The sequence below is a fragment of the Pseudomonas sp. D(2018) genome (assembly GCF_005502555.1).
In the GTDB taxonomy this organism is placed as follows: domain Bacteria; phylum Pseudomonadota; class Gammaproteobacteria; order Pseudomonadales; family Pseudomonadaceae; genus Metapseudomonas; species Metapseudomonas resinovorans.
The window spans coordinates 44,390-55,587 of the sequence record NZ_SCOK01000038.1 but is presented as its reverse complement, the minus strand read 5'-3'; the positions used below and the strand labels follow the sequence as shown (position 1 = coordinate 55,587).

Here is an 11,198-nt window from a genome sequence, read left to right as displayed (position 1 = left end):
CCTGACCGCGCGCCTCTCCCTGGATGTAGCCCATAAACGACAATGCCCGTATCGATCGATACGGGCATTGTCTTCAGCTTCGACTCAGACGGCTAGGTTTTCACACAGTCTGATCTGCCGGGCTTTTTTGTGGATGGCTCGTCAGGCCATCTCTGCCGTAGTCTCAAACTCGAAGCTGAGCTCCTCGTCCTTGACGTCGACGTGCACCACGCCGCCGTGCTCGGCCAACTCGCCAAACAGAATCTCCTCCGCAAGTGGTCGCTTGATCTTGTCCTGGATCAGGCGCGCCATGGGGCGAGCCCCCATCTGTGCGTCGTAGCCGCGCTCAGCCAGCCAGCCCCGCGCCTCGTCGCTGACCACCAACTGCACGCGCTTGTCCTCCAGCTGTGCCTGCAACTCGGTGAGGAACTTGTCCACGACACTCTTGATCACTTCATGGCTCAGGCGGCCGAACTGGATGATCGTATCCAGGCGATTGCGGAATTCCGGCGTGAAGCTCTTGCGAATGACCTCCATGGCATCCGAGGAGTGATCCTGCAGAGTGAAGCCGATGGAAGCCCGCGCAGCAGTTTCGGCACCAGCATTGGTGGTCATGACCAGGATCACGTTGCGGAAGTCCGCCTTGCGGCCGTTGTTGTCAGTCAGCGTGCCGTGATCCATCACCTGCAGCAGCAGGTTGAAGACTTCCGGATGGGCCTTCTCGATTTCATCCAGCAGCAGCACACAGTGCGGCATCTTGGTGATGGCTTCAGTCAACAGACCACCCTGATCGAAACCGACATAGCCTGGAGGCGCACCGATCAGACGCGAAACGGTGTGCCGCTCCATGTACTCGGACATGTCGAATCGAAGCAGCTCGATCCCCATCGCCTTCGCCAATTGGCGGGCCACTTCAGTCTTGCCGACCCCCGTGGGTCCAGCAAAGAGGAAGGAACCTACCGGCTTGTCCGGAGACTTGAGCCCTGCGCGTGACAGCTTGATAGCGGTCGACAGGGAGTCAATGGCCGCATCCTGACCGAAGACCGTCAACTTCAGGTCACGCTCCAGGTTACGCAGCAGCTCCTTGTCGGAGCTGCTGACATGCTTTGGAGGAATTCGCGCGATCTTGGCGACTATGTCTTCGACTTGAGCCACCTCGATGCGCTTGGCGCGCTTCTCTTCCGGCTGCAGACGTTGATAGGCGCCCGCCTCGTCGATCACATCAATGGCCTTGTCAGGCATGTGCCGGTCATTGATGTAACGAGCTGCCAGCTCGGCTGCTGCACGCAACGCCTCATCGCTGTACTCGATATGGTGATGCTGCTCGAAGCGCGCCTTGAGCCCCCTGAGGATACCCACGGTGTCTTCAACCGATGGTTCGGTGACGTCGACCTTCTGGAAGCGACGCGCCAGAGCCCGATCCTTCTCGAAGATGCCGCGGAATTCCTGGAAGGTGGTCGAACCGATGCAACGGATCTCACCCGAGGACAACAGCGGCTTGAGCAGATTGGACGCATCCATCACCCCACCCGATGCCGCACCGGCACCAATGATGGTGTGAATCTCATCAATAAACAGAATGGCGTGCGGGCGCTTGCGCAGTTCATTGAGCAGCGCCTTGAAGCGCTTCTCGAAATCGCCGCGATACTTGGTTCCCGCCAGCAAGGCACCGAGATCCAGGGAGTAGACCACGCTTTCAGCCAGCAGGTCGGGCACCTGGTTGTCGACAATGCGCTTGGCCAGGCCCTCAGCGATGGCGGTCTTGCCAACACCTGCCTCACCGACCAAAAGCGGGTTGTTCTTGCGACGACGCGCCAGGATCTGCGCGACGCGCTCAACTTCACTCTCACGCCCGACCAACGGGTCGATGCGCCCCATGCGCGCCAATTCGTTCAGATTGCTGGCATAGGCATCCAGCGGATGACCGGACGCTGCAGCCTCACCACCTTCCTCATCCTGCATTTCCTGATCGTGGTCGTGCTGCTCACCGTGACCCGGGACCTTGGAAATCCCATGGGCGATGTAGTTGACGACATCGATACGCGCGACGCTCTGCTGCTTCAGCAAGAACACGGCCTGGCTTTCCTGCTCGCTGAAGATGGCCACCAGCACATTGGCGCCGGTCACTTCGCGCTTGCCGGAGCTCTGCACATGGAACACTGCACGCTGCAGCACTCGCTGGAAGCCGAGCGTGGGCTGGGTTTCACGATCTTCATCATGCTGAGGAATCAGCGGGGTGGTGGAATCGATGAACTCCTGCAGGTCATGCCGCAGCTTGTCCATATTTGCGCCACACGCGCGCAGCACTGTGGCGGCGGCTTCGTTGTCCAACAGGGCGAGCAGCAAGTGCTCGACCGTCATGAATTCGTGGCGCTTGGCACGGGCCTCCTTGAAGGCAAGATTGAGGGTGACTTCGAGCTCGCGGTTCAACATGGCTTCACCTCATACCCAAGCGGCGGCGTTAACCGTCCTTCTCGATCTCACAGAGCAGCGGATGCTGGCTCTCTCTCGCATATTGATTGACCTGCATGGCCTTGGTTTCGGCTATGTCGCGAGTGAACACGCCACAAATCGCCCGGCCCTCTGTATGCACGGTCAGCATGATCTTGGTGGCCAGTTCCCGGTTCATACCGAAGAACAATTCGAGCACCTCGACCACGAAATCCATAGGGGTGTAGTCATCGTTAAACATCACCACCTTATACATAGGTGGCGCCTGCAGGGCCGGCTTGGCTTCCTGCACCGCCAGGCCCGTGGAGTCGTCCTCGTGATGCTGCGGACTGTCCTGATTGAATGTTAGTCGAATCTGGCTGCTTGCATGCATGCTGGAAATAAAGGTCATTGGATGGATGAAAAACGGCCTCTGGAAAGACTTTGATCCGTTTCTCAGGCGATGCGGGGAACGCCTTGACTAACGGCAAAACGGTGTTACAACCAGTGAATACCCGTCTTCGGGTATCAGGGGTTCCGCGCGCGCGGCCAAGGCGGCCCGCATGGCGTGGAGTCGAAGTGGATGATACTCCAGTGATGGAGTCCTTTGCAGAGGGATATCAGCATGCTTAGCGGTAAGGTCAAGTGGTTCAACAACGCCAAAGGCTATGGGTTCATCCTTGCCGACGGCCGAGATGAGGACCTGTTCGCCCACTATTCGGCCATCCAGATGGAGGGCTACAAGACGTTAAAGGCTGGACAGCCGGTAAGCTTCGATATCATCCAGGGCCCGAAAGGGCTGCACGCCGTGAACATTCGCCCCGTCACGGCCACCTCCGAAGCGCCTGCCGCCATCAGCCACCCCCAGGGCAGCACGGTAGAAGTTTGAGCCCACGCAACAATTGGGCATAAAAAAGGCCGGTCAAATGACCGGCCTTTTTGTTTCTGCCCGAAGGCTTACATGTGCGCGATGATAGCGTCGCCGAACTCGGAGCAGGACAGCAGCTTGGCACCTTCCATCAGACGCTCGAAGTCGTAGGTGACGGTCTTCGCAGCGATGGCACCATTGGTGCCCTTGATGATCAGGTCGGCTGCTTCGGTCCAGCCCATGTGGCGCAGCATCATCTCCGCAGAGAGGATGACGGAGCCCGGATTAACCTTATCCTGGCCGGCGTATTTCGGCGCGGTGCCATGGGTCGCTTCGAACATGGCAACGGTATCGGACAGGTTGGCGCCGGGGGCGATACCGATACCACCCACTTCGGCCGCAAGGGCGTCGGACAGGTAGTCACCGTTCAGGTTCAGCGTGGCGATCACGTCGTACTCGGCCGGACGCAGCAGGATTTGCTGCAGCATGGCGTCCGCGATCACATCCTTGACCACGACGCTCTTGCCGGTGCGCGGGTTCTTGAACTGCATCCACGGACCGCCATCCAGCAACTCGGCACCGAACTCGTCACGAGCAACTTCGTAGCCCCACTCTTTGAAGGCACCCTCGGTGAACTTCATGATGTTGCCCTTGTGGACGATGGTCACAGAACTGCGATCGTTGTCCACGGCGTACTGCAAGGCCTTGCGTACCAGACGCTTGGTACCGTCCAGGGATACCGGCTTGATACCGATACCGCAGTTCTCGGTAAAACGGATTTTCTTGACACCCATTTCCTCGGTGAGGAACTTGATGACCTTCTCGGCCTCGGGGCTGCCAGCCTTCCACTCGACACCGGCGTAAATGTCTTCGGAGTTCTCGCGGAAAATCACCATATCAACGTCACCGGGCTTCTTCACCGGGCTCGGAACGCCTTCGAACCAACGAACCGGGCGCTGGCAAACGTAAAGATCCAGCTCCTGGCGCAGGGCCACGTTGAGGGATCGAATGCCACCACCAACGGGAGTGGTCAGCGGGCCCTTGATGGAAACAACGTAGTCGCGAACGGCTTCCAGGGTTTCTTTCGGCAGCCAAGTGTCCTGATCGTAGACCTGAGTGGCCTTCTCACCCGCGTAAACCTCCATCCAGGAGATCTTGCGATCGCTGCCGTAAGCTTTGGCAACGGCGGCATCTACCACCTTGATCATGACAGGGCTGATGTCGACGCCGATGCCGTCACCCTCGATGAAGGGAATGATCGGGTTGTTCGGTACCTTCAGGGACATATCTGCATTGACGGTGATTTTGTCACCGACTGCCGGCACCTGGATCTTTTGGTATCCCATGCTGAGCTCCGTGTTGTGGTTGAGAACGCTCTTGCAGCTCGTGAGCCTACTCCAGTTGGGCGGTCATCGACCATATCTTCCTTAGTCGAAAACACGCCCCTGAGTCACCCCGCCAAAAGGGGTGATATACTGCGCGCCGTGACCTAACAGTCATCGGGGTCGAGCAGTCTGGGACCAGACTCACTGTCCTCGCAACGGCCAGGCCACCACCATGGCAAGGCCGTACAACGCTTTACTGGCGCTCCATTACCCCCGCGGCAATTCTCGGCTCAGCTCAACGTCGACATTGAGCGAATGCGTCTACCAGTGCGCTTCGAGACTCTGTGCGCGCCCAGAAAAGAAGAGAGTTAAACGTTAATGTCCAACCGTCAGAAGATTACGTACACCTTCACCGACGAAGCCCCTGCGCTCGCCACCTACTCGCTCCTTCCCATCGTCAAAGCATTCGCCGCCTCGGCAGGGATCGACGTCGAAACCCGCGATATCTCTCTTGCAGGACGCATCCTGGCCTCCTTCGCTGACAAGCTTGCCGCAGACAAGCGCATCGAAGACGATTTGGCCTACCTGGCCACGCTGGCCACCTCGCCTGACGCGAACATCGTCAAACTGCCGAACATCAGTGCCTCCGTGCCGCAGCTGAAAGGCGCCATCGCCGAACTGCAGGCGCTGGGCTACAACGTGCCGGACTTCCCGGAAGACCCGCAGACCGAAGAAGAGAAAGACACTCGCGCCCGCTACGCCAAAGTCCTGGGCAGCGCCGTGAACCCGGTCCTTCGCGAAGGCAACTCCGACCGCCGCGCGCCGGCCGCCGTGAAGGCCTACGCTCGCAAGCACCCGCACTCCATGGGCAAGTGGAGCATGGCCTCCCGCTCCCACGCCGACTACATGCGCGGCGGCGACTTCTTCTCCAGCGAACAATCCATCACCATGGCCAAGGCCGGTGACGTGCGCATCGAGTTCGTCGGCAAGGACGGTAAGGTCGAGGTCAAGAAGCAGCTCTCCCTGCAGGACGGCGAAGTCCTGGACAGCATGTTCATGAGCTGCAACAAACTGCGCGCCTTCTTCGAGCAGACCCTGCAGGATTGCAAGGAAACCGGCGTCATGTGGTCCCTGCACGTCAAGGCGACCATGATGAAGGTCTCCCACCCGATCGTCTTCGGCCACGCCGTCAGCGTTTACTACAAGGACGTGTTCGACAAGTACGGCGAGCTGTTCAAGGAACTGGGCGTCAACCCGAACAACGGCATCAGCAGCGTCTACGACAAGATCAAGGTACTGCCCGCCTCCCAGCAGGAAGAGATCCTTCACGATATCCATGAGGTGTACAGCCACCGCCCGGAAATGGCGATGGTCGACTCCGTGAAAGGCATCACCAACCTGCACATCCCGAGCGATGTGATCGTCGACGCTTCCATGCCGGCGATGATCCGCAACTCCGGCCAGATGTGGGGCAAGGACGGCAAGCAGAAGGACACCAAGGCGGTGATGCCGGAGAGCACCTACGCCCGCATCTACCAAGAGATGATCAACTTCTGTAAAACCAACGGCGCCTTCGACCCGACCACCATGGGCACCGTGCCGAACGTCGGCCTGATGGCGCAGAAAGCCGAGGAATACGGCTCCCACGACAAGACCTTCGAGATGGTCGCCGACGGCACCATGCGCGTCGTGGCCGCCGATGGCACCGTGCTGATGCAGCACGAAGTCGAAGCCGGTGACATCTGGCGCGCCTGCCAGACCAAGGACGCCCCGATCCGCGACTGGGTCAAGCTGGCCGTCACCCGCGCCCGCCTGTCCAACACCCCGGCCATCTTCTGGCTGGACCCGGAACGCGCCCATGATCGCGAACTGCGCAAAAAGGTCGAACTGTATCTGCAGGACCACGACCTGACCGGCCTGGACATCAGCATCAAGGGCTACAACGAAGCCATCCGTACCAGCATGGAGCGCCAACTGCGCGGCCAGGACACCATCTCGGTGACCGGCAACGTCCTGCGCGACTACCTGACCGACCTGTTCCCGATCATGGAACTGGGCACCTCGGCCAAAATGCTGTCCATCGTTCCGCTGATGGCGGGCGGCGGCATGTACGAGACCGGTGCCGGCGGCTCGGCTCCGAAGCACGTACAGCAGCTGGTGGAAGAGAACTACCTGCGCTGGGATTCCCTCGGCGAGTTCCTGGCCCTGGCCGTGTCCCTGGAAGAAACCGGCATCAAAACCGGCAACGCCAAGGCCAAGCTGCTGGGCAAGACCCTCGACGAAGCCACCGGCAAGCTGCTGGACAACAACAAGTCGCCCTCCCGCAAGGTCGGCGAGCTGGACAACCGTGGCAGCCACTTCTACCTGGCGCTCTACTGGGCTCAAGCCCTTGCAGCCCAGGACGAAGACGCCGAGCTGAAGGCGCACTTCGCCCCGCTGGCCAAGACCCTGACGGAACAGGAAGCGGCTATCGTCGCCGAACTGAACGGTGCCCAGGGCAAGGCTGTGGACATCGGCGGTTACTACCGTTCGAATCCGGACCTGACCAGCCAGGTGATGCGCCCCAGCGCCACCTTCAACGCTGCGATCGACGGCCTGGCCTAAACGCCACACGCTGTATCGGGAAACCCCGGGCCAATGCCCGGGGTTTCTTTTTGGGGCCGCCCGCGCCGTATCATGTCGATTTGCCCTGGAACCCTCGCGTATGAGCTGGCAACCTCACATCACAGTCGCAACGATCATCGAAGACCAAGGCCGCTTCCTGCTAGTCGAGGAACTGGCCGGAGGACACGCGGTACTCAACCAGCCCGCCGGACACCTGGAAGCCGATGAAACCCTGCTCGAAGCCGCCATTCGCGAAACCTTCGAGGAAACCGGCTGGGAGGTCGAATTGACCGCCGTGACTGGCATCTACCTCTATACGGCTCCCAGCAACGGCGTGACCTACCAGCGCGTCTGCTTTGCCGCCAAGCCACTGCGCCACCATCCCGATCACCCCCTGGACGAAGGCATCATCGGACCACGCTGGCTGACCCGCGACGAGCTCCTGACTAACAAAGACCGTTGGCGCAGCCACCTCGTCCTGCGCTGCATTGACGACTACCTGGAAGGCGAACGTTTCCCCCTCAGCCTGATCCGCGCCTCTTAAACATTCCAGCTCAAACAACCTGCTCACGATCTTGCGAGCTAGAGCCATGCAAGGCGAAAGCAGGCGAGGAAGCGAAGTTTACAGCCGTAAATGAGCATTCCGAGCCTGCTTTCAACGCAGCAGGGCCGACGCGCAGCTGATCGCGAACCGGTTCTGATAGAATTCCGCTTTTGCTTACACGACCAGTGCAGATTCCCATGCGTGATCCAGCCAATACCCGCGTCATAGTCGGCATGTCCGGCGGCGTAGACTCCTCGGTTTCCGCCCTCCTGCTTCTCGAGCAGGGCTACAAGGTGGAAGGCCTGTTCATGAAGAACTGGGACGAAGACGACGGCACCGAGTACTGCACCGCCAAGGTGGACCTGGCCGACGCCCAGGCCGTCTGCGACCGCATCGGCATCAAGCTCCATACCGCCAACTTTGCGGCCGAGTACTGGGACAACGTGTTCGAGCACTTCCTCGCCGAATACAAGGCAGGCCGCACGCCGAACCCCGACATCCTCTGCAACCGCGAAATCAAGTTCAAAGCCTTCCTCGACTACGCCCTGTCGCTGGGCGCGGACCTGATCGCCACCGGTCACTACGTGCGCCGCCGTGACATCGACAACCGCACCGAGCTACTCAAAGGCCTGGACCCAAACAAGGACCAGAGCTACTTCCTCCATGCAGTGGGTGGCGAGCAGATCGCCCGCACCCTGTTCCCGGTCGGCGAACTGGAAAAACCGGAAGTGCGCGCCATCGCCGAGAAGCACGGCCTGGCCACCGCTCGCAAGAAGGACTCCACCGGTATCTGCTTTATCGGTGAACGTCGTTTCACTGATTTCCTCAAGCAGTACCTGCCCGCCCAGCCTGGGGATATCGAGACCACCGAAGGCGACGTCATCGGCCGCCACCACGGCCTGATGTACCACACCATCGGCCAGCGCCAGGGCTTGGGCATCGGTGGCATGAAAGACGCAAGCGATGATCCCTGGTACGTCCTGGCGAAAGACCTTTCGCGCAACGTGCTGATCGTCGGCCAAGGCAACGAAAACCCCTGGCTCTACTCCCGCTCGCTGAAAGCGTCCGAGATCTACTGGGTGAACCCCATCGACCTCAGCCTGCCGCGCCGCCTCAAGGCCAAGGTGCGCTATCGCCAGAGCGACCAGCCCTGCACCCTGGAAAAGACTAGCGACGGTTACGTAGCGATGTTCGACGAGCCGCAGCGCGCGGTCACGCCGGGCCAGTCGGTAGTGTTCTACGACGGCGAAATCTGCCTGGGTGGCGGCGTGATCGAAAGCGCCCAACCCTCCGATGCCGGAGTTCAGCGCCCATGAACCAGACCCGCGAACAACTGGTCGCGCTCGGTGCCGTCTTCGAAGCCGCCGCCCTGGTCGACCGCATCGCCAAGACCGGCCAGATCAGCGAGCCGCCGCTCGGCTGCATGCTCGGCAGCCTGCTGATCCGCGATCCGAAGAACACCCTGGAAGTCTACGGCGGCGACGACCTCAACCTGCGCGATGGCTACAAGGCCCTTGTAAGCGCCCTGGAGCGTGAGCCCTCAAGCCTGCAGCGCGAACCCCTGCGCTACGCCCTCGCCCTGTTGACCCTGGAACGTCAACTGGCCAAACGTGGCGATATGCTGGACGTCATCGGCAACCGCCTGGACCAGATCCAGCAACAGGTACAGCACTTCGGCCTCGTGCACGACAACGTCATTGCCGCCTGCGCCGGCCTTTACCAGGACACCCTGAGTACCTTCCGCCAGCGCATCCAGGTACACGGCGACATGCGCCACCTGCAGCAACCCAGTAACGCCGCGAAGATCCGCGCCCTGCTCCTCACCGGCATCCGAGCCGCGCGACTCTGGCGCCAGCTTGGCGGCAACCGCTGGCAACTGCTGTTCAGCCGCCGCAAGCTGCTCAACGAGCTCTATCCGCTCCTGCGCGGCTGACCCGCACCGCGCCATGTGTCGACGACCGTGGCGCGGAAGCGGCGAGTTGGGGGAAATACATGTATGATGTGCGCCCCTTTTCGTTGACCGATTGTCCGAGAACGCCCTCATGCAGCTTTCCTCGCTCACCGCGGTTTCCCCCGTAGATGGCCGCTACGCCGGCAAAACCAGCTCCCTGCGCCCGATCTTCAGCGAGTACGGCCTGATCCGTTTCCGCGTCCAGGTAGAGGTCCGCTGGCTGCAGCGCCTCGCCGCCCACGCCGGTATTCCGGAAGTCGCGCCCTTCTCCGCCGAAGCCAATGCCCTGCTCGACAAGCTGGCCGAAGACTTCCAGCTGGAACATGCCGAGCGCATCAAGGAAATCGAGCGCACCACCAACCACGACGTGAAAGCTGTTGAGTATCTGCTCAAGGAGCAGGCCGCCAAGCTGCCCGAGCTGGCAAAAGTCAGCGAGTTCATCCACTTCGCCTGCACCAGTGAGGACATCAACAACCTGTCCCACGCCCTGATGCTGCGCGAAGGCCGCGACCAGGTCGTACTGCCGCTGATGCGCCAACTGGCCGACGCCATCCGCGACCTGGCCGTACGCTTCGCTGATGTGCCGATGCTCTCCCGCACCCACGGCCAGCCGGCCTCGCCGACCACCCTCGGCAAGGAAATGGCCAACGTCGTGTACCGCCTGGAGCGCCAGATCGCCCAGGTTGCCGCCGTTCCGCTGCTGGGCAAGATCAACGGTGCAGTGGGCAACTACAACGCCCACCTGTCCGCCTATCCGGACGTCGACTGGGAAGCCAACGCCCGCGAGTTCATCGAAGGCGACCTGGGCCTGGCCTGGAACCCCTACACCACCCAGATCGAGCCGCACGACTACATCGCCGAGCTGTTCGACGCCGTCGCCCGCTTCAACACCATCCTCATCGACTTCGATCGCGACGTCTGGGGCTACATCTCCCTTGGCTACTTCAAGCAGAAGACCATCGCTGGCGAGATCGGCTCGTCGACCATGCCGCACAAGGTCAACCCGATCGACTTCGAGAACTCCGAAGGCAACCTCGGCATTGCCAACGCGCTGCTCCAGCACCTGACCAGCAAGCTGCCGATCTCCCGCTGGCAGCGCGACCTGACCGACTCCACCGTGCTGCGCAACCTTGGTGTTGGCTTTGCCCACAGCGTTATCGCCTATGAGGCCACCCTCAAGGGAATCAGCAAGTTGGAGCTGAATGCTCAACGCATTGCTGAAGACCTCGACGCTTGCTGGGAAGTCCTCGCCGAGCCGATCCAGACCGTGATGCGCCGCTACGCGATCGAGAATCCGTACGAGAAGCTCAAGGAACTGACTCGTGGCAAGGGCATCAGCCCGGAAGCCCTGCAGACTTTCATCGATGGCCTGGACATCCCGGCCGAGGCCAAGGCCGAACTGCGCAAAATGACCCCCGCCAGCTACATCGGCAACGCCGTAGCTCAGGCCAAGCGCATCTGATCGGTCTTGTACCCATGCACGCCCGGCTGTGCCGG

9 protein-coding genes are annotated in these 11,198 nt (G+C 60.9%); 6 read left to right on the top strand and 3 right to left on the bottom strand.

Going from position 1 to position 11,198, the window contains the following annotated elements; genetic code table 11:
• Positions 1–141: 141 nt before the first annotated feature.
• Together clpA and clpS are read right to left on the bottom strand one after the other, a co-directional pair.
• Positions 142–2,412 carry an ATP-dependent Clp protease ATP-binding subunit ClpA gene (gene clpA, locus FFS60_RS20980; protein ID WP_028628728.1) on the bottom strand — a complete coding sequence of 757 codons (2,271 nt, stop codon included), beginning with the start codon at positions 2,410–2,412 and terminating at the stop codon, positions 142–144.
• Positions 2,413–2,440: 28 nt separating this feature from the next.
• Positions 2,441–2,803 carry an ATP-dependent Clp protease adapter ClpS gene (gene clpS, locus FFS60_RS20975; RefSeq protein ID WP_028628729.1) on the bottom strand — a complete coding sequence of 121 codons (363 nt, stop codon included), beginning with the start codon at positions 2,801–2,803 and terminating at the stop codon, positions 2,441–2,443.
• A gap of 231 nt (positions 2,804–3,034) precedes the next feature.
• Here clpS and cspD point away from each other — a divergent pair, with 231 nt between their 5' ends.
• Positions 3,035–3,298 (top strand): cold shock domain-containing protein CspD, encoded by a 264-nt coding sequence (gene cspD / locus FFS60_RS20970; protein ID WP_028628730.1) that lies wholly within the window; start codon positions 3,035–3,037, stop codon positions 3,296–3,298.
• 68 nt (positions 3,299–3,366) lie between these two features.
• Here cspD and icd read toward each other — a convergent pair whose 3' ends face one another.
• A complete protein-coding gene (icd, locus tag FFS60_RS20965) occupies positions 3,367–4,623 on the bottom strand; it encodes an NADP-dependent isocitrate dehydrogenase (protein WP_028628731.1) in 1,257 nt (418 codons plus the stop codon).
• A 357-nt stretch (positions 4,624–4,980) separates the two neighbouring features.
• On the opposite strand from icd, the gene FFS60_RS20960 reads away from it, so the two are divergent.
• The 5 genes from FFS60_RS20960 (at position 4,981) to purB (ending at position 11,163) form a co-directional block, all read left to right on the top strand.
• Complete coding sequence (locus tag FFS60_RS20960) at positions 4,981–7,206, top strand: NADP-dependent isocitrate dehydrogenase (protein WP_137823054.1); 2,226 nt, start codon at positions 4,981–4,983, stop codon at positions 7,204–7,206.
• Between the two features lie 100 nt (positions 7,207–7,306).
• Positions 7,307–7,750, top strand: a complete 444-nt coding sequence (locus FFS60_RS20955) for an NUDIX hydrolase (protein ID WP_028628733.1) — start codon at positions 7,307–7,309, stop codon at positions 7,748–7,750.
• Positions 7,751–7,947: 197 nt separating this feature from the next.
• On the top strand, positions 7,948–9,066 hold the full coding sequence (gene mnmA, locus FFS60_RS20945) for a tRNA 2-thiouridine(34) synthase MnmA (protein ID WP_137823052.1): 1,119 nt from the start codon (positions 7,948–7,950) through the stop codon (positions 9,064–9,066).
• Positions 9,063–9,683, top strand: coding sequence for a high frequency lysogenization protein HflD (gene hflD / locus FFS60_RS20940; RefSeq protein WP_028628735.1), 621 nt, complete (start codon positions 9,063–9,065; stop codon positions 9,681–9,683). Before mnmA ends, hflD begins: the two co-directional genes overlap by 4 nt.
• A 109-nt stretch (positions 9,684–9,792) precedes the next feature.
• Positions 9,793–11,163 (top strand): adenylosuccinate lyase, encoded by a 1,371-nt coding sequence (gene purB, locus FFS60_RS20935; protein ID WP_137823051.1) that lies wholly within the window; start codon positions 9,793–9,795, stop codon positions 11,161–11,163.
• Positions 11,164–11,198 lie beyond the last annotated feature (35 nt).